At 58.1% G+C, this 18,299-nt stretch carries 20 protein-coding genes; 6 read left to right on the top strand and 14 right to left on the bottom strand.

Annotation, left to right across the window (positions count from 1 at the left end; all coding sequences use genetic code 11):
* Nucleotides 1–11 precede the first annotated feature (11 nt).
* Nucleotides 12–488: a bacterioferritin gene (bfr, locus tag J4D25_RS19975; protein ID WP_057713432.1), complete on the bottom strand. Its 477-nt coding sequence runs from the start codon at nucleotides 486–488 to the stop codon at nucleotides 12–14.
* 198 nt (nucleotides 489–686) lie between these two features.
* Nucleotides 687–905, bottom strand: a complete 219-nt coding sequence (locus tag J4D25_RS19970) for a bacterioferritin-associated ferredoxin (RefSeq protein WP_007985869.1) — start codon at nucleotides 903–905, stop codon at nucleotides 687–689.
* A 311-nt stretch (nucleotides 906–1,216) separates the two neighbouring features.
* On the opposite strand from J4D25_RS19970, the gene J4D25_RS19965 reads away from it, so the two are divergent.
* Nucleotides 1,217–1,819 (top strand): peroxiredoxin, encoded by a 603-nt coding sequence (locus J4D25_RS19965; protein ID WP_057713433.1) that lies wholly within the window; start codon nucleotides 1,217–1,219, stop codon nucleotides 1,817–1,819.
* A gap of 191 nt (nucleotides 1,820–2,010) precedes the next feature.
* Here the strand turns inward: J4D25_RS19965 and rnt are convergent, their stop codons facing one another.
* Both rnt and pyrC read right to left on the bottom strand, forming a co-directional pair.
* A complete protein-coding gene (gene rnt, locus J4D25_RS19960) occupies nucleotides 2,011–2,688 on the bottom strand; it encodes a ribonuclease T (protein ID WP_057713434.1) in 678 nt (225 codons plus the stop codon).
* Nucleotides 2,685–3,731: a dihydroorotase gene (pyrC, locus tag J4D25_RS19955; RefSeq protein WP_057713435.1), complete on the bottom strand. Its 1,047-nt coding sequence runs from the start codon at nucleotides 3,729–3,731 to the stop codon at nucleotides 2,685–2,687. The genes rnt and pyrC overlap by 4 nt, the downstream gene beginning before the upstream one ends.
* Nucleotides 3,732–3,890: 159 nt before the next feature.
* On the opposite strand from pyrC, the gene J4D25_RS19950 reads away from it, so the two are divergent.
* Together J4D25_RS19950 and J4D25_RS19945 are read left to right on the top strand one after the other, a co-directional pair.
* Nucleotides 3,891–4,796, top strand: a complete 906-nt coding sequence (locus J4D25_RS19950; RefSeq protein WP_057713436.1) for an OmpA family protein — start codon at nucleotides 3,891–3,893, stop codon at nucleotides 4,794–4,796.
* A 129-nt stretch (nucleotides 4,797–4,925) separates the two neighbouring features.
* Nucleotides 4,926–6,143, top strand: coding sequence for an argininosuccinate synthase (locus J4D25_RS19945; protein ID WP_007972320.1), 1,218 nt, complete (start codon nucleotides 4,926–4,928; stop codon nucleotides 6,141–6,143).
* Nucleotides 6,144–6,293: 150 nt separating this feature from the next.
* Here the strand turns inward: J4D25_RS19945 and J4D25_RS19940 are convergent, their stop codons facing one another.
* Nucleotides 6,294–6,992, bottom strand: coding sequence for a hypothetical protein (locus J4D25_RS19940; RefSeq protein ID WP_057713437.1), 699 nt, complete (start codon nucleotides 6,990–6,992; stop codon nucleotides 6,294–6,296).
* Between the two features lie 546 nt (nucleotides 6,993–7,538).
* On the opposite strand from J4D25_RS19940, the gene J4D25_RS19935 reads away from it, so the two are divergent.
* Entirely contained in the window at nucleotides 7,539–8,165 is a 627-nt protein-coding gene (locus J4D25_RS19935; RefSeq protein ID WP_008053528.1) for a response regulator transcription factor, read from the top strand.
* 82 nt (nucleotides 8,166–8,247) lie between these two features.
* Here J4D25_RS19935 and J4D25_RS19930 read toward each other — a convergent pair whose 3' ends face one another.
* The 8 genes from J4D25_RS19930 to metG form a co-directional block, all read right to left on the bottom strand.
* Nucleotides 8,248–8,427, bottom strand: a complete 180-nt coding sequence (locus J4D25_RS19930; RefSeq protein ID WP_057713438.1) for a PA3496 family putative envelope integrity protein — start codon at nucleotides 8,425–8,427, stop codon at nucleotides 8,248–8,250.
* A 106-nt stretch (nucleotides 8,428–8,533) separates the two neighbouring features.
* Nucleotides 8,534–9,172 (bottom strand): endonuclease III, encoded by a 639-nt coding sequence (nth, locus tag J4D25_RS19925; protein ID WP_057713439.1) that lies wholly within the window; start codon nucleotides 9,170–9,172, stop codon nucleotides 8,534–8,536.
* A gap of 25 nt (nucleotides 9,173–9,197) precedes the next feature.
* Nucleotides 9,198–9,782: an Rnf-Nqr domain containing protein gene (locus J4D25_RS19920; RefSeq protein ID WP_057713440.1), complete on the bottom strand. Its 585-nt coding sequence runs from the start codon at nucleotides 9,780–9,782 to the stop codon at nucleotides 9,198–9,200.
* The gene (locus J4D25_RS19915; protein WP_057713441.1) at nucleotides 9,775–10,386 is read right to left on the bottom strand and encodes an RnfABCDGE type electron transport complex subunit G; all 612 of its coding nucleotides are present in this window, start codon (nucleotides 10,384–10,386) and stop codon (nucleotides 9,775–9,777) included. The genes J4D25_RS19920 and J4D25_RS19915 overlap by 8 nt, the downstream gene beginning before the upstream one ends.
* Complete coding sequence (locus J4D25_RS19910; RefSeq protein WP_057713442.1) at nucleotides 10,383–11,369, bottom strand: RnfABCDGE type electron transport complex subunit D; 987 nt, start codon at nucleotides 11,367–11,369, stop codon at nucleotides 10,383–10,385. Before J4D25_RS19910 ends, J4D25_RS19915 begins: the two co-directional genes overlap by 4 nt.
* Complete coding sequence (rsxB, locus tag J4D25_RS19905) at nucleotides 11,356–12,369, bottom strand: electron transport complex subunit RsxB (RefSeq protein WP_057713443.1); 1,014 nt, start codon at nucleotides 12,367–12,369, stop codon at nucleotides 11,356–11,358. Before rsxB ends, J4D25_RS19910 begins: the two co-directional genes overlap by 14 nt.
* The gene (locus tag J4D25_RS19900) at nucleotides 12,366–12,935 is read right to left on the bottom strand and encodes an electron transport complex protein RnfA (RefSeq protein ID WP_057713444.1); all 570 of its coding nucleotides are present in this window, start codon (nucleotides 12,933–12,935) and stop codon (nucleotides 12,366–12,368) included. Before J4D25_RS19900 ends, rsxB begins: the two co-directional genes overlap by 4 nt.
* A 253-nt stretch (nucleotides 12,936–13,188) precedes the next feature.
* Complete coding sequence (gene metG / locus J4D25_RS19895) at nucleotides 13,189–15,240, bottom strand: methionine--tRNA ligase (protein ID WP_057713445.1); 2,052 nt, start codon at nucleotides 15,238–15,240, stop codon at nucleotides 13,189–13,191.
* A gap of 176 nt (nucleotides 15,241–15,416) precedes the next feature.
* Between metG and apbC the strand changes: the two genes are divergently transcribed.
* Nucleotides 15,417–16,511, top strand: coding sequence for an iron-sulfur cluster carrier protein ApbC (gene apbC, locus J4D25_RS19890; RefSeq protein ID WP_057713446.1), 1,095 nt, complete (start codon nucleotides 15,417–15,419; stop codon nucleotides 16,509–16,511).
* Nucleotides 16,512–16,633: 122 nt separating this feature from the next.
* Here the strand turns inward: apbC and J4D25_RS19885 are convergent, their stop codons facing one another.
* A complete protein-coding gene (locus J4D25_RS19885; RefSeq protein WP_057713447.1) occupies nucleotides 16,634–17,392 on the bottom strand; it encodes an SDR family oxidoreductase in 759 nt (252 codons plus the stop codon).
* A 162-nt stretch (nucleotides 17,393–17,554) separates the two neighbouring features.
* Between J4D25_RS19885 and J4D25_RS19880 the strand changes: the two genes are divergently transcribed.
* Nucleotides 17,555–18,286, top strand: a complete 732-nt coding sequence (locus tag J4D25_RS19880) for a HugZ family protein (RefSeq protein WP_057713448.1) — start codon at nucleotides 17,555–17,557, stop codon at nucleotides 18,284–18,286.
* Nucleotides 18,287–18,299 lie beyond the last annotated feature (13 nt).

Here is an 18,299-nt window from a genome sequence, read left to right as displayed (position 1 = left end):
TGGCGTAGAACTTACTCGTCTTCGCCCATCTGCGATTGCAGATAGTTCTCAAGGCCCACTTTATCGATCAGGCCCAACTGGGTTTCCAGCCAGTCGATATGTTCTTCTTCGGACTCGAGGATATCTTCAAGCAGTTCACGGCTACCGAAGTCGCCAACTTTTTCGCAATGCGCGATAGCCACTTTGAGATCGGCATGGCCGGTTTTCTCGATACGCAGGTCACACTCAAGCATTTCCTTGGTGTGCTCGCCGATGTGCAGCTTGCCCAGGTCCTGGACATTCGGCAGGCCTTCAAGGAACAGGATGCGCTTGATCAGCTTGTCCGCGTGCTTCATCTCGTCGATGGATTCGTGGTACTCGTGCTTGCCGAGCTTGTTCAGGCCCCAATCTTCATACATGCGCGCATGCAGGAAGTATTGATTGATCGCGACCAGCTCATTGGCGAGGATCTTGTTGAGATGCTGGATGACTGTAACGTCGCCTTTCATGATGGGGTCCTGCCCTGTATTAGCTGTCAATAGAGCAGAGTTTGAGCCTCGTATTTAATAGTGTCAAACCTAAGTTATTGAAACTTAAATGAAAATTAATCGGAATAAGAATGTTTGTGTTCCGCGTCTAGAGCATAACTAGTTGATTTTGAGGCATAAAAAAACCGGACATATGTCCGGTTTTTTGAAATTCGATGTTTAAGCCGCGGTAAATTCTGCTGGATAAGGAATTGCAGCCTGGGCCGTTTGCAGTTTGGTCAGGGTCTCGCGGACCACTTCCTTGGCGAGGCAGGCACATTTGCCGCACTGGCTCGCAACGCCGGTGGCCACACGGACTTCCTTGTAGCTGCAGCATCCTTCATAGATCGCATCGCGGATTTGACCGTCGGTGACGCCAGTGCAGAGGCAAACATACATAGGGAAGGACCGTCGCTGATTGTGACTCAATTGCGATGGATCTTAATGTTAACGAGAATGATTGTCAAAGTGGTTTCAGAGCACTTTTCGTCATAAACGGGTATGGCTGACGAACGGTCTGCCTGGCAAATCGGTGATCCAAAACCGGCGGGGATTTCATCGTACGGGGAAAAAACAGCTAAGCCAGCTCAAACACGCGGTGTATGATGGCCGGTCTTTTGCGACCGGGGATCGTGTCACAGGGCTGTCGCCTCAGGGTGGCAGGCTGATGCGAACCCTGTTTCTCACGCTATTACACCAGGAGATATCCAATGAGCGTACTCGTAGGCAAACAAGCCCCTGACTTCACCGTACCGGCCGTACTCGGCAATGGCGAGATCGTTGACAGCTTCACCCTGTCCTCGGCGATCAAAGGCAAATACGGCCTGGTGTTCTTCTATCCACTGGACTTCACCTTCGTTTGCCCGTCCGAGCTGATCGCTCTGGACAACCGCATGTCTGACTTCAAGGCACGCAACGTTGAAGTGATCGCTGTTTCGATCGACTCGCACTTCACCCACAACGCATGGCGCAACACTCCAGTGAACAATGGCGGTATCGGCCAGGTTCGCTACACCATGGCTGCCGACATCAAGCAGGACATCATGAAGGCCTACGACGTTCAGTCCGCTGATGGCGTGGCTTTCCGTGGCGCGTTCCTGATCGACGACAAAGGCGTTGTCCGCTCGCAGATCGTCAACGACCTGCCGCTGGGCCGTAACATGGAAGAGCTGATCCGTCTGGTCGACGCTCTGCAATTCCACGAAGAGCACGGCGAAGTCTGCCCTGCCAACTGGAAAAAAGGCGACAAAGGCATGAACGCTTCGCCAGAAGGCGTTGCCGCTTACCTGACCGAGCACGCTGCCGCTCTGTAAGGCGTTCCAGGTATAAAAAAACCGGCCTTCGAGGCCGGTTTTTTTATGTGCTGAAGTCCTTGTAGGAGCGAGCTTGCTCCGGGCGGCGTTCCGACGATGGAATCATGAACACTGCGGGGAACCAGGCTCCCCGCGTTATCGTTCACGACCATCGCGAGCAAGCTCGCTCCCACATTGATTCGTGAGTGCACTCAGTCGCCGAAGTCTTCCCAACCACCCATCTGTTTCCAGCGATTGACGATGCCGCAGAACAGCTCTGCCGTCTTCTCGGTGTCGTAGCGAGCCGAGTGAGCCTCGCGACCGTCGAAGTCGATGTCCGCTGCCTGGCACGCCTTGGCCAACACGGTCTGGCCGTAAGCGAGACCGGCCAGCGTTGCGGTATCGAAGCTGGAGAACGGATGGAACGGATTGCGCTTCATGTCCAGCCGCGCAACCGCCGCATTCAGGAAGCCCAGGTCGAAACTGCTGTTATGCCCGACCAGGATCGCCCGTTTGCAACCGTTGGCCTTGAGGGCCTTGCGCACGCCGCGGAAGATATCGTTCAGGGCAGACTCTTCACTCACCGCCATGCGCAGCGGGTGATCGAGCTTGATCCCGGTGAATTCCAGGGCTGCCGCTTCGATGTTCGCGCCTTCGAACGGCTCGACACGGAAAAAGTAGGTGTGATCCGGGTAAACAAAACCCTTTTCATCCATGGCGATGGTGGTCGCGGCGATCTCCAGCAGGGCATCGGTGGCCGAGTTGAAGCCACCGGTCTCTACGTCGACGACAACCGGCAGGTAACCACGAAACCTTGCCGCCATTGGATGACGAGGGCCGCCTCCGCCGCCATTGCCTTCCAGTTCGTCGTCGAAATGGTCTTCACTCACGCGTGTTCCTCCAGCAGGCGCCAGCGCAGTTTTTCACCGGCGCGCAGCGGGATAACGGTCAGCTCGCCAAATGGCAGGCTGGTCGGGGCGGTCCACTCTTCGCGGACCAGGGTGATGCGATCGGTGTTGGCCGGCAGACCATAGAAGCGAGGGCCGTTGAGGCTGGCGAAGGCCTCGAGCTTGTCCAGCGCATTGCGCTGTTCGAAGGCTTCGGCGTACATCTCGATCGCCGCATAGGCGGTGTAGCAACCGGCGCAGCCGCAGGCCGCTTCCTTGGCATGCTGGGCGTGGGGAGCCGAGTCGGTGCCGAGGAAGAACTTGTCGCTGCCGCTGGTGGCCGCGTCGAGCAGGGCTTCCTGGTGGGTATTGCGCTTGAGGATCGGCAGGCAATAGAAGTGCGGCCGAATCCCGCCCACCAGCATGTGGTTGCGGTTGTACAACAGGTGATGCGCGGTAATGGTCGCGCCCACGTTGGCCGAAGCCGAGTTGACGAACTGCACGGCGTCCGCGGTGGTGATGTGTTCGAAGACCACTTTGAGGGTCGGGAAACGCTCGACCACACGACGCATGTGCTCGTCGATGAAGATTTTTTCTCGGTCGAACACGTCGACATCGCCCCGGGTGACTTCACCGTGGACCAACAACGGCATCCCGACTTCGGCCATGGCCTCTAGTGCAGGGAAGATCTTGTCGATGCTGGTGACGCCAGAATCCGAGTTGGTGGTCGCGCCGGCCGGGTACAGCTTGGCGGCGTGAATGAATCCGCTGGCCTTGGCCTCGCGAATTTCTTCAGGCTGGGTGCGGTCGGTCAGGTACAGGACCATCAGTGGCTCGAACAGGCTGCCGGCCGGGCGGGCAGCGAGAATCCGCTGCCGATAGCCGTCGGCTTCGGCCGCATTGCGTATCGGTGGAACCAGGTTGGGCATGATGATGGCGCGGCCAAAGGTGCGCGCGACATCCGCGACGGTATTGGTCAGCACGGCACCATCGCGAAGATGAATATGCCAGTCGTCGGGACGCAGCAGGGTCAGGCGGTCGGACATGAGGGGATTCCAGGCGGGTCAAACTCAAGGGAATGCTACCGGAAAAGACTCTTGCAGGCACTCGCTATCAAGTTTTGCAGGAAGCTTCCGATATCCAACAGGTATGCCGTAAACATGTGTGTGTCGGTCTTTTTGTTGTAGAAGCCAGTGGAGCCTCCCGTGCGCCAGCGTTATTTAGCCTTGCTCAGTGTGTTTGCCAGCCTTCCGGCGATGGCGCTCACTTTCCAGACACGTCTGGAGAACATTGAGTGGACGGTCGAGGGCGACAAGTTCGAATGCCGCCTGACTCAGCCGGTTACCGATTTCGGTTCTGGCGAGTTCGTGCGTCGTGCCGGCGAGCAGGCGACTTTTCGTCTGAAAGCCTACAACCCGATGATCGGCGGTGGTTCGGCCACCTTGCTGGCCGCCGCCGCGCCGTGGCAGCCGGGCCGTGACGATATCAACCTGGGCACGGTGAGAATCGGCAGTGGCAACGTATTGTTCAATAGCTCACAGGTTCAGGCCGGGCGTCTGATCAGTGGCCTGATGGACGGTCGCAGCCCGGTCGTTCGACATTCCTCGGGGGATGGGCGGGTGTCGGAAGTACGCTTGTTGCCGGTCAGGTTCACCAAGGCGTTTGCCGACTACCAGGGTTGCGTGGCGAAACTGTTGCCACAGAATTTCGAACAGGTGAAGCAATCGGAAATCGGCTTCCCCGGCGGCGGAATCGAACTCGACAGCGCCGCAAAAGCCAAACTGCAGGTAATGCTGGAGTACATGAAGGCCGATCCGACGGTCAATCACATCGAGCTCGACGGTCACTCCGACAACAGCGGCAACCGCCTGACCAACCGCGACCTGTCGCGGCGACGAGCCCTGGCAGTGATGGAGTTCTTCAAGGCCAACGGCATCCAGGAATCGCAAATCACTCTGCGTTTCCATGGCGAGCGTTATCCGGTGGCGCCGAACACCAACAACACCAACCGCGCGAAGAACCGTCGAGTAGCGGTGCGCCTGGAGCGCGGAGCACCCGCGGAACAAGTTGCCCCGCAAGCGACGAAAGCGGCCACTTCGGCCACTTCCTGACCCGGCTGTAATCGTCGCGCCCTCGACATAATCTGTCGCTTCGTCGTCATAAGCTGTCGCGCCACTGTAAATTATTCTGCATGAGCGGTAGACTTCCCGGCTTTCCGTAGAACCCCGTGGAGTGATGGCATGGCGGACGTAAACAAGGTCGTTCTGGCGTATTCCGGCGGCCTGGACACTTCGGTGATCCTCAAGTGGCTGCAGGATACTTATAACTGTGAAGTAGTGACCTTCACCGCTGACCTGGGTCAGGGCGAAGAGGTCGAACCTGCACGCGCCAAGGCTCAGGCCATGGGCGTCAAAGAGATCTACATCGACGACTTGCGCGAAGAGTTCGTGCGCGATTTCGTTTTCCCGATGTTCCGCGCCAACACCGTTTACGAAGGCGAGTACCTGCTGGGTACTTCCATCGCTCGTCCGCTGATCGCCAAGCGCCTGATCGAAATTGCCAACGAAACCGGTGCAGACGCCATTTCCCATGGCGCCACCGGCAAGGGTAACGACCAGGTTCGTTTCGAGCTCGGTGCGTACGCCTTGAAGCCAGGTGTGAAAGTGATCGCTCCTTGGCGCGAGTGGGACCTGCTGTCCCGTGAAAAGCTGATGGATTACGCCGCGAAGCACGCGATTCCGATCGAGCGCCACGGCAAGAAGAAGTCCCCGTACTCCATGGATGCCAACCTGCTGCACATCTCCTATGAAGGCGGCGTGCTGGAAGACACCTGGACCGAGCACGAAGAAGACATGTGGCGCTGGACCGTTTCCCCGGAAAACGCTCCAGACAAGCCGCAGTACCTGGAACTGACCTACCGCAACGGCGACATCGTCGCGCTGGACGGCGTCGAAATGACTCCTGCCACCGTGCTGGCGACCCTGAACCGTATCGGTGGTGAGCACGGTATCGGCCGTCTCGACATCGTCGAGAACCGCTACGTGGGCATGAAGTCCCGTGGCTGCTACGAAACCCCTGGCGGCACCATCATGCTGCGTGCCCACCGTGCGATCGAATCGATCACCCTGGACCGCGAAGTGGCTCACCTCAAGGACGAGCTGATGCCCAAGTACGCCAGCCTGATCTATACCGGCTACTGGTGGAGCCCTGAGCGTCTGATGCTGCAACAGATGATCGATGCGTCCCAGGTCAACGTGAACGGCGTTGTGCGCCTGAAACTGTACAAGGGCAATGTGATCGTCACTGGCCGCAAGTCCGACGACTCGCTGTTCGACGCCAACATCGCTACCTTCGAAGAAGATGGCGGCGCGTACAACCAGGCGGATGCCGCGGGCTTCATCAAGCTCAACGCCCTGCGCATGCGCATTGCGGCGAACAAAGGCCGGAAGCTGTTCTGAGACCTTTGACATCGTGATGGATACCTGACCTCGCCCTCGACGAGGTCAGGTACCTGAAAACGGGGTGTGATGCCAGTTACTGTGTTGTCGGGTGTTTTCGTTTCCGCTGATGATTTACTGTTTTTCTCCTTCTCGATGGCCTGACCTGTACTACAGGTTGCTGTTCGCCGGTTGCCCGGCGTGATCAATGACCGACAATCTGTGCGAGTCCGGATTGTAGGCCACATAAAAGGCGGCACCGCGTTTGCTGGCCTGCTTTGTATGTCCAAGCGCACTGGCTTTCAGTAATTTCTCCGAAACGGCACAAGTGACAAACAGAATCACGTACGCCGTCTTTTCCCGTGGCCTCTGGATTTTTTCCAGCAGCGCTCCAAACTCGACCTCTTCGCTCATCCAGCGTACATCAACGATGTACAGGTCTTTTACCGGTTCCGGTAACTGAAGGTGATGCTGAACAGAGACCGTGGTTTGCAGACCAATCCCGGTTGGCGGGTCCTGTGCGCCACAGGGCGTTCGGGCTGACCGCCAGTCATTCGCTGACGCTTCCAGTGTGGGGTTTTCAGGTGGTTTTGCGGACGCTTTTTTTTCCGAGCGCCCAACATCATCCATGACCTTCATGAAGTGCTTTCCCTTTTCAAAATCGGAGGGTGCATAAAGTGATTTATAGTTGAAGTTGAGTGTCGCGAAAAAAAGCAAAAGTAAATAAAACGGAAAGCTGATCAGGAACCAGACGTAGAGTTCTCTTTCCTCCTGATCAAGGAAGGGTAGAGAGACGGCTGCCGACGTTTCAGAGAGCGCTGCGAATATCGCGATAATTGTCATTGGGTTGGTGATTCGTTTTTTTATCATATTCTGTACTCATGCCGGGTTGTCTGTTCTCGAGTGGTTTATGAAGTTGGTTCGATGTGGTGCCTATTGTAGTGATTTTGATTGTCTGCTGGTTTTTGACAGGTTTTTATTTGTTTGTTGTATTGCTCTTCGGTTTCTTGAGTTTTTGGCGTGTTTTAATGATTGCTCAAAAAATATTATTTGCTGTAAGAGTAATTGGATGCGAAGTGTGTGATATTTCTGGTGTGAGTGTTGAGTGCGAAAATATCAGTTACGTTTTAGCGGAAAGGTAGAGGCTAGTGTTTGTCAGGGCGGGACCGGATCAAGCTGGCTCTCGAAAAAAACTGGTCGTAAATCGACACAGGTGGCTGCTGGAAAGTGCGACACACTGACGCTGATACAGTTTTAAATTCATTCTGTTCGAGGGATTTTTGTAGGAGGAATCCGTGTTGTTTGTAGGGGATGTCTCTTGGTGTGGGTGGCCGGGAGGGGCGACATGCCATGGGTGAAACGACTAGGCTATTGTGCGGGCTCTAAAAATTCGAACAGCGAAAATTGGACTTGCCCATGAATAAAGTGCTGATCGTGGATGATCACCCCGTCATTCGTCTTGCGGTACGTATGCTAATGGAGCGTCATGGCTACGAAGTTATTGCAGAAACCGATAATGGTGTGGACGCACTGCAACTAGCCCGAGAACTTATGCCGGACATTGTCATTCTGGATATCGGGATTCCGAAGCTGGACGGGTTGGAAGTCATCGCGCGTTTGTCTTCGACTTCAATGCCGATGAAAGTGCTGATTTTGACTTCCCAGGCGCCGGGACATTTTTCGATGCGTTGCATGCAATCCGGTGCAGCCGGTTATGTCTGCAAACAACAAGATCTCACGGAGTTGCTCAGTGCAATAAAGGCCGTTTTGTCAGGCTACAGTTACTTTCCTAATCAAGCCTTGCATACCGTACGATGCAGTTTGGGGAATGCCAGTGAGGCCGATATGGTCGATCGATTGTCGGGGCGGGAAATGATGGTCCTGCAGCAGTTGGCCCGAGGAAAGACCAATAAAGAGATTGCCGATGGGATGTTTCTCAGCAATAAAACAGTCAGTACTTACAAGACCCGCCTGTTGCTCAAGCTGAATGCGCGGTCTCTGGTCGATCTGATCGAACTGGCACAACGCAATGGTCTGGTGTGATGGCATAACTGCGCGACAAGGGGCGCCTATCGGGGTACGGCACTTAGCAAAAAAAGCCTCCGTTTCGGGAGGCTTTCAGGTGTCATAAATCAAAATCGTAATCGGCCAATTGCTTTTGCAGTCGGCGCTCCTCCAGCAGGTTGTCGATGGTGCGGCGTTTGCTCAGATTAGTTTTCGCTACTTCAACCACCGGTTCAGCGTCATCGGATTCGGCGGTGGTGAAATCGTCTTCTACGTCTAATTGCTCTTTGCCAGTACTCATTTAGTTGCTCCAGGCTAAGAAGGCCTTTGGCGCCCCTTATATCGACATTCTCCCGGCGGGTAAAAAAGATTTTTTCAATCGACAAATCAATAAACCCAATAGCGCCTCAATCGTCGGAGGTTTTGTGCTTGTATTCGCACAAATCCTCGATCCGGCAGCTTCCGCATCGGGGCTTGCGGGCCAGGCAAACATAGCGACCATGAAGGATCAGCCAGTGATGGGAGTCGAGCAGGTACTCCTTGGGCACGAACTTCATCAGTTTTTTCTCGACTTCCACCACATTCTTGCCGGGAGCAATGCCAGTCCGGTTGCTGACCCTGAAAATATGCGTGTCGACGGCCATGGTCAGCTGACGGAATGCCGTATTGAGTACCACGTTGGCGGTCTTGCGGCCGACGCCGGGCAGTGCTTCCAGCTCTTCGCGGGTTTGTGGGACCTCGCCGGCGTGACGCTCGACCAGCAAACGGCAGGTTTCGATCACGTTTTTCGCTTTGCTGTTGTACAGCCCGATGGTCTTGATGTACTCCGACAGCCCTTCGACACCCAGGGCATGCATCGCTGCCGGGGTATTGGCGACCGGGAAAAGCCTGGCTGTGGCCTTGTTGACGCCGACATCGGTGGACTGCGCCGAGAGAATCACGGCAATCAGTAATTCGAAGGGGGAGGAATAGGCCAGTTCGGTCTTTGGTTCCGGGTTGTCCTCGTGCAGTCGGCGGAAAATTTCCAGACGTTTTGCGGCATTCATGGGCAGTGCGTTTCCTCGAAGGCAATCAATGTGTGGGCGTGGGGTGCCAGGCCTGCCAGGCGGCGATCATGAGTCCGAGCAGGATGAACCCGCCAGGGACCAGTGTGGTCAGGCGCAGTCCGCCGTCAGCCACCAGCACCCAGCCATGCCAGTCAGTTTGCGTTGCACCGAACAGCCACGATAGATGGTTTCCAAGTGTTCCGTTGCCGATGAGTTCGCGCAGCAGGCCCAGCGTGATCATCAGCGTGGCAAACAGGCTATTGAGTCGCAGGCGTTGACGCCAATCGCTCTGAAAGACCCCGGTGTGTTCCAGTACAACGCATTGCAAGGCGATCAAGGCTCCATAAATCCCCAGATGCTGCTGCCATTGCAGCGACCAGGCTTGTGCCATGAGTTCCGCGCAACTGGTGAGGGTGGCTGCCAACAGGATGCTGGCCAGCATACGGGTCGCCGGGACCAGTCGAGATCGCAGGGCACCCATGGCCAGACCGAACAACTGAGTCACCACCAAGAACATCAGGCACAGGCCAACTGCAGCCATCAGCGAGTGGGTGACGCCGATCAGTGGCGTCAGCATCAAGGCGTTGCGCAGAGTCGATGAGTTATCCATGGGCAGGGATTCCGAGCAGTTGTTGCCGGTGTTCATCGAAGTAGCGCAAGGCATCGTGGACGGCATTGATCACCGCTCTTGAGGTGATGGTTGCGCCTGCGATCTGATCGAACTGTCCCTGATCCTTTTTCAGCGCCCAGCCGCTGTCACCGGGTTCTGTTCGAGACTTGCCGGAAAAAACCTGGAGCCAGGCATTGGGCCAGTCGGCGATCCGAGCCCCAAGTCCTGGTGTTTCCGACTGTTTGAGGGTTTTGACGCCCAGCAACCTGCCATTGGCGTCGACTGCGATCAACAGGTCGATGGCACCGGCGTAGCCAAGGGTTTGACTGCGCAGCAAGACCGCGACGGGTTGATCGGCCCGGGTCGCCAGATAACCACCCAGCAAGGTGCTGTTGGTCAGTGCGGCTGCTTCAATCGTTATGGGGTGTTCGAGTGGTTGATTGTCGTAGCTGTCCGGCGCGATCAGGTCCAGCAGGTTACGGCTGTCGATCAGGCGCTGTTCGGCTGCAATGCGTGGCGCGCTGCCGAGTTGTACGAAGTACGTCACGCCAAGGCCCAGTGCGGCCAAAAGCACCACAAGCGCGATGCTTGATGTCCGGTTCATGGCGCCTCCGGCTGTTGCCTGGCCGCCACGAACCGCTCCAGCGCCGGCACGCACAGGTTCATCAACAGCACAGCGAAGGCGATGCCGTCCGGGTAGCCACCCCAGGTACGAATCAGATAAGTGAGAAGCCCAACACCAGCGCCGAACAACAGTTTCGCGCCAGGGCTTCTGGCGCCGGACACCGGTTCGGTGATGATGAAGAACGCACCCAGCATGGTCGCGCCGGTCAGCAGATGAAACAACGGCGAGCCATGGGAGTCGGAGCCCGAGCCGTTCCAGCACAACAGGCTGATGATGAACAGGCTGGCCAGCATGCCGACCGGTGCATGCCAGCTGATCACCCTTCGTTGCAGGAGAAACGCTCCACCCGCCACAAATGCCAGGTTCACCCATTCCACCCCCCGGCCACCAAAGTGGCCGAATGCCGGGTTGCCGGCAAACAGTTCATCCATGGTCAGGCTTTTGTTGATCCGCAGACTGTCCAGTGCCGTGGCCTGCACCCACGCATCCGGCACATGGCCGATGCCAAACACGTGCTGCAGGCCGCTCAACAGATCCATGCCATGGGGCAATGGCCAATGGGTCATTGGTTGGGGAAAGGTCACCAGTACCAGAGCCAAGCCAAGCATCGCCGGGTTGAAGGGATTCGAACCGACGCCACCATACAAGTGCTTGCCGAACACCATCGCAGAAGCGGCAGCACTGAGGGTCAGCCACCATGGGCAGTAAGGCGGCAGTGCCAGAGCCAGCAATGTGGCACTGACCAGCGCGCTACCGTCACTCAAAGTTGGCCCCGGCGGCTGCTTGCGCCATTGCACGACGGCGGCCTCGACGGCCAACGCGGCAGTGGCCGCCAGAAGCAGATTGATCAACACACCCCAGCCGTACAGCCAGAACGCCGCCAGGATTCCCGGCAGCGTGGCCAACAGCACCAGTTTCATCGCCTGTTGCAGGCGATCATCCACCGCGTCAAGGGCTGGCATGGGCGTCCACCAGGCGTTCGGCTTCACCGAGTGCGCGTTCCAGGGCTTCGATTTGTTCCGCTGGTGCTTCGTTGGCCTGAGCCTTCTTGAGTTCGGCGCGGCGCATGGCCAACTGGATTTTGGCCCGTTTCAGATCGGCATCATTTGACGACGCAGCCGCGACCGTCGGTGCAGGGGAAGGTGGAGCGGCGCTTTCCAGTTGCGCCAGGTTTTGTTCGGCGGCTTCGAACTGTTGTTGCAGTGCGATCAACTGCGATTGCTGTTCGAAGGTCGGCGGATGCCCGAAGGCCTTCAGCGATTTGTGCAACTGCGCCCGACTCATCGCCACCTCGATCTTGGCCTTTTTCAGCGCGGCATCGGCATTGGCGGTTTTCTGTGCGCGGACGCGCTCGAGGGCCGCCTGCACCGGGTCGGCTGTCGTCTCGGCAGGTTGCGCGGCTCGCTGCCTTGCCTGGCGCTCGGCGATTTTCTGTTGCTCCTCACGCTGCAAGCGGGCATTGCGTTGTTCGAAGCGGCGCCGTGCGTGATCGCGCTTGAGGTTGCGGGCCTGCCGCGCCTGCGGTGTGAGGGCCAGGCCCCCGACAACAGGCAGTACAGTGTTCGGCGGCAGTGGGCGCATTTCGATGCAGTCCACCGGGCACGGTGCCACGCAGAGGTCGCAACCGGTGCACTCATCAATGATCACCGTGTGCATCAGCTTGGCCGCGCCGACGATGGCATCGATCGGGCAGGCCTGAATGCACTTGGTGCAACCAATGCACTCGGCCTCGCGGATATAGGCGATCTGCGCAGGTGCCGAGCCGCGAGTGATGTCCAACTCCAGCACCGGCACCTTCAGCAGTTCAGCCAGGGCCGCGATGGTTTCGTTGCCTCCGGGAGGGCACTTGTTGATCGGCTCACCGCTGGCGATGCCTTCGGCATACGGCTTGCACCCGGGGTGCCCGCACTTGCCGCATTGGGTTTGCGGCAAGAGTGCGTCGATGCATTGAATCAGACTCATGTTTTGATCAGTCCGCTGAATCCGAGAAAAGCCACTGCGATCAGGCCGGCACCAATCAGGTCGATCGGCAAGCCGCGAAAGGGCAGGGGAACATCGTTGTCGGCCGTGCGTTCACGCAAATCAGTGAACAGGCTCAACACCAGCCAGAAGCCCAACCCTGCACCGAGGCTCAAGGCAGTGGCGTGAAAGAAGCCCTTGTCTTCCTGAGCATTGAGCAGGGCCACGCCGAGTACGCCAGCATTGCCCAGCAGCAACGGCCAGAGGCCTTCGAATGGTAGTGTCGAAAACAACCGCGCCAGCAACTTCAGCAACGGGCTGATCAGCAGCACGCTCAATGGCAGAAACACAAACAGACGCAGCGGCGTCAATTGTAGTGGCACCAGCATCCATTGATAGAGCGCGTAGCCGAGCATGCTCACGACCAGCATCAGGCATGTCGTCGCAATGCCCAGGGCATGTACCTGACGACGCTGACCGGCCAACAGTGGATCGACGGCCAATGGCCATTGCAACACGAGGTTGTTGATCAGGGCAGCGCTGATAAGCGTAAGCAGGATTTCGGTCATTGTTCGTGCCGACAAGAACGGTAGTTTTTGTAGGAGCGAGCTTGGTCCGGGCGGCGTTCCGGCGATGGACTCAAGGGCGCTGCGTTCAACCTGTGGACACGCATAATCGTTAACGACCATCGCGAACGAGCTCGCTCCTACAGGAGATGGTCTAAAAAGCTTAGGCATTATCCGGCAAGGCGGGAGGGTGGGCCAGACATGAAAATCCCACAGCCGCGCCAGGCACGACTGTGGGATCGATTTGCCGCAGACCTTACTTGATGCGCTGGCCAGGCTTGGCGCCGCTGTCAGGGCTGAGCAGGTAGATTTCTTCTCCGCCAGGGCCTGCCGCCATCACCATGCCTTCGGAGATACCAAACTTCATTTTCCGTGGCTTGAGGTTGGCGATCATCATGGTCAGGCGCCCATCGAGCTTGGACGGGTCCGGGTAAGCGCTCTTGATCCCGGAGAACACGTTGCGTTGCTCGTCACCGATATCCAGGGTCAGGCGCAACAGCTTGTCGGCACCTTCCACGTGTTCAGCCTTGACGATCAGCGCGACACGCAGGTCGACAGCGGCAAAGGTGTCGAACTCGATTTCCGGCGACAGCGGATCCTTGGCCAGTTCGCCATTGCCGGCAGGTGCGGCTTCGCCAGTGTCGGTCTGGCTGGCGGTCAGGTCTTCTTTCGAAGCGTCGGTCATGGCTTGCACTTTTACAGGGTCGATGCGGGTCATCAGCGGCTTGAACTCGTTCAGCTGGTGATTGCTGAGCAAGGTCGCGTGATCGTTCCAGGTCAGCGGCGCGACGTTGAGGAACGCCTCGGCGTCGGCGGCCAGCAGCGGCAGCACCGGCTTGAGGAAGATCACCAGTTGGCGGAACAGGTTGACGCCTGTGGCGCAGATGGCCTGGACTTCATCCTGTTTGCCTTCCTGTTTGTTCAACGACCACGGCGCCTTGTCGGCGATCCAGGCGTTGGCGCGGTCGGCCAGGCCCATGATCTCGCGCATGGCACGGGCAAAGTCGCGGGCTTCATAGGCGTCGGCGATACCTGGCGCGGCGGCCAGGAAGGCTTCGGTCAGTTCAGGCGCGGCGTTGGTGTCGACCATTACGCCGGCATTGCCCTTGTTGATGAAGCCGGCGCAACGGCTGGCGATGTTGACGACCTTGCCCACCAGGTCGGAGTTGACCTTCTGCACGAAGTCTTCGAGGTTCAGGTCGAGGTCATCAACGCCACGGCCCAGCTTGGCCGCGTAGTAATAGCGCAGGTATTCCGGCGACAGGTGGTCCAGGTAGGTCCGGGCCTTGATGAAGGTGCCGCGGGACTTGGACATTTTCTGACCGTTGACAGTCAGGTAGCCGTGCACGTTGATGCCGGTCGGCTTGCGGTAGCCCGCGCCCTCGAGCATGGCTGGCCAGAACAGGGCGTGGAAGTTGACGATGTCCTTGCCGATGAAGTGGTACAGCTCGGCGGTGGAGTCCTTGCCCCAGAACGCGTCGAAGTCCAGCTCCGGCGTGCGGTTGCACAGGTTCTTGAAGCTGGCCATGTAACCGATCGGTGCATCCAGCCACACGTAGAAGTACTTGCCCGGCTCGTCGGGGATTTCAAAACCGAAATACGGTGCATCGCGGGAGATGTCCCACTGTTGCAGGCCGGCATCCAGCCATTCGGCGATCTTGTTGGCGACGGCATCCTGCAGGGTGCCGCTGCGGGTCCAGGTTTGCAGCATTTGCTGGAAGTCTGGCAGCTTGAAGAAGAAGTGCTGGGAATCCTTGAGCACCGGGGTGGCGCCGGAGATCGCCGACTTCGGATCCTTCAGGTCGGTCGGTGCGTAGGTCGCACCGCATTTTTCGCAGTTGTCGCCGTACTGGTCTTCGGTGCCGCATTTCGGGCACGTGCCCTTGATGAAGCGGTCGGCCAGGAACATTTTCTTTTCCGGGTCGAAGTACTGGGTGATCGACCGCGTGGCAATGTGCCCGGCGTCACGCAGCTTCAGGTAGATCTGGCTCGACAGCTCACGGTTTTCTTCGGCGTGAGTGGAGTGGAAATTGTCGAAGTCCACCAGGAAGTCGGCAAAGTCGGCGCTGTGTTCAGCCTGGACGTTGGCGATCAGTTGTTCCGGGGTGATGCCTTCCTTTTCCGCGCGCAGCATGATCGCCGAACCGTGGGCGTCGTCGGCGCAGACATAGATGCATTGATTGCCGCGGTGCTTCTGGAAGCGCACCCACATATCGGTCTGGATGTATTCCAGCATATGGCCGAGGTGAATCGAACCATTGGCATAGGGCAGGGCGCTGGTGACGAGGATCTTGCGTGGCTCGGACATGGGGCTCGGCTACTTGATGAAACGGAGGTCGGCCACTATAAAGCGCCGGCGCATATTTTTCACCCTGTGAGCCTGTTTCATTGGATGAGTAACAGGTGAAGGTTCAACATCCCGCCGAACGCTCGGAACAGGTACGATAGCCACTATCTTTTCCAGTCCTGTTTTCGGAGTTGCCCATGAGCGCCGTCAATCGCGCAGCGGTGGAAGCCGTCCTTCGCCAATACACCGACCCTTACCTGAACCTGGACCCGGTCAGCGCCGGGTGCGTGCGCAACATCGAGATTCAGGGCGACCGCGTCAGCGTTCAGCTTGAATTGGGTTACGCCGCCGGTCTGTTCAAGAGTGGCTGGGCGCAGATGCTGGAAATGGCCATTCAGGGGCTGGATGGCGTGGCAAGTGCCAAGGTCGAAATCACCAGCGTGATCGCCGCGCACAAGGCTCAGGCGCAGATTCCGGGCTTGGCGAACGTGAAAAACGTGGTGGCCGTGGCGTCCGGCAAGGGCGGCGTGGGCAAATCCACCACCGCGGCCAACCTGGCCCTGGCTCTGGCCCGGGAAGGCGCCAAGGTCGGGATTCTCGATGCGGATATCTACGGCCCGAGCCAGGGCATCATGTTCGGCATCCCCGAGCGCACCCGCCCCGAGGTCAAGGATCAGAAATGGTTCGTTCCGCTCAAGTCCCATGGCGTCGAAGTGATGTCCATGGCTTTCCTCACCGACGACAACACGCCGATGGTCTGGCGCGGGCCGATGGTTTCGGGCGCCCTGTTGCAACTGGTCACCCAGACCGCGTGGGGTGACCTCGATTACCTGGTCATCGACATGCCGCCAGGCACCGGTGACATCCAGTTGACCCTGGCGCAGAAAGTGCCGGTGGCCGGTGCGGTTATCGTGACCACCCCGCAGGACCTGGCATTACTGGACGCACGCAAGGGCGTGGAAATGTTCCGCAAGGTCAACATCCCGGTGCTGGGCGTGGTGGAAAACATGGCCGTGCACATCTGCTCCAACTGCGGGCATGCCGAGCATCTGTTTGGCGAAGGCGGTGGTGTGAAACTGGCCAACCAGTATGGCGTTGAACTGCTGGCTTCGCTGCCGCTGTCGATGGTCATCCGCGAGCAGGCCGATGGCGGCAAGCCAACAGTGATCGCCGAGCCTGATAGCCAGATTGCGATGGTTTACCAGGAACTGGCCCGCCATGTCGGCGCGCGGATCGTGTTGCAGGAAGCGTTGACGCCGGCGATGCCGAACATCAGCGTCAGCGACGACTAATAAGCTGAAATACGAATCCCTGTAGGAGCGAGCTTGCTCGCGATGGTGGGTCAGTTACACCAATGTGCCTGACACACCATCGCGAGCAAGCTCGCTCCTACAGTAGTTGTTTTGTGGTGGATTTAGAGACGCAACCCGCCATCCATCTCCAGAATCCGACCGGTGTAATAGTCGTTCTCGAAGATGTAAGCCGCCGAATGGGCGATTTCCTCAGGCTTGCCCATGCGCTTGAGCGGGATCCCCGCAGTCATCTTCTCCAGCGCTTCAGGCTTCATGCCCAGGGTCATTTCGGTTTCGATGAAGCCCGGTGCAATGCCGGCGACGCGAATGCCGTAGCGTGCCAGCTCCTTGGCCCAGGTCACGGTCGCCGCAGCAACACCGGCCTTGGCGGCGGAGTAGTTGGTCTGACCGACGTTGCCGGCGCGGGAAATCGACGAGATATTGATGATCGCGCCAGTGTTGTTCAGCTCGACCATTTTCGCCGCGACTTCACGGGTGCACAGGAACACGCCGGTCAGGTTGACGTCGATGACGGCCTGCCACTGGGCCAGGCTCATCTTGATCATTTCGCCATCCTTGACCTTGAGCAACAGGCCGTCGCGCAGGATCCCGGCGTTGTTGATCAAGCCATGGATCGCGCCGAAGTCTTCAGCGACCTGGGCAACCATGTGGGTCACTTGCTCTTCGTTGGCCACGTTGCACAGGTAGGCGCGGGCCTCGACACCTTGGGCCTTGCAGGCCGCGACGGCGTCGTCGAGTTTTTCCTGGTTCAGGTCCACCAGCGCGAGTTTCGCGCCCAGGCCTGCGAAATACTCGGCCATGGAGCGGCCTAAACCCTGGCAACCGCCAGTGATAATGATTACTTTGTCAGTGAGTTGCATTCGCATGCCCCGGTAGCAGGTCTGAGTGGTTTCCTTTAGAGAGCCTCTCGATCTGCGCCTGACCTGGCTTGGCTGCACATGAGAACTGCCCCGATGGCGTGCTGGGACTTTCGCCAGCAGCTCGTCCGTTTTTCTGACGGATTCTATTTAAGGAGTCATAAATTGAGCGTTGAAGCGGCTAAGCATGCACGAGAATTGCTTCTCAAGGAATACCGTGGGGTGCTCTCGACGCACTCCAAATCAATGCCCGGTTTTCCGTTCGGTTCCGTGGTTCCGTACTGCCTGGACGAGCAGGGCCGGCCGCTGATCCTGATCAGCCGCATCGCCCAGCACACTCATAATCTGCAAAAAGATCGGAAATGCTCGCTCTTTGTCGGCGAACGTGGTGCCGAAGATGTCCAGGCCGTTGGTCGACTGACTTACCTGGCTGAGGCGCAGCAGCTCGAAGACGAAGCCGCCATCGACGCTGCCTCCGAGCGTTACTACCGCTACTTCCCGGAGTCGAAGGGTTATCACAAGGCCCACGATTTCGATTTCTGGGTGCTTGAGCCTGTACGCCACCGTTACATCGGCGGTTTTGGCGCGATTCATTGGGTCAACGAGCTGACCCTGGCCAACCCGTTCGCCGGCAAGGCCGAAGTGAGCATGGTCGAGCACATGAACGCCGATCACGCCAAGGCCATCGCCCATTACGTCGATCTGGCCGGGCTGCCGAAAAACGTGCCGGCGCAAATGGTCGGCATCGATTGCGAAGGCATGCACCTGCGCATCGGTCAAAGTCTGTACTGGTTACCGTTCCAAGCGCCTTGTAATACGCCGACACAAGTTCGCGAAGCCTTGGTTTCTCTGGCCCACGCCGATCATTGGCCGAAAAATGAAGTGGCCGACGCTTGAATTCACGAAACGG

It is taken from the genome of Pseudomonas sp. GW456-L13 (genome assembly GCF_017350115.1).
GTDB classification, from domain to species: Bacteria; Pseudomonadota; Gammaproteobacteria; order Pseudomonadales; family Pseudomonadaceae; genus Aquipseudomonas; species Aquipseudomonas jessenii.
The sequence above is the reverse complement of the archived record's forward strand: the minus strand, read 5'-3'. Positions and strand labels throughout refer to the sequence as shown.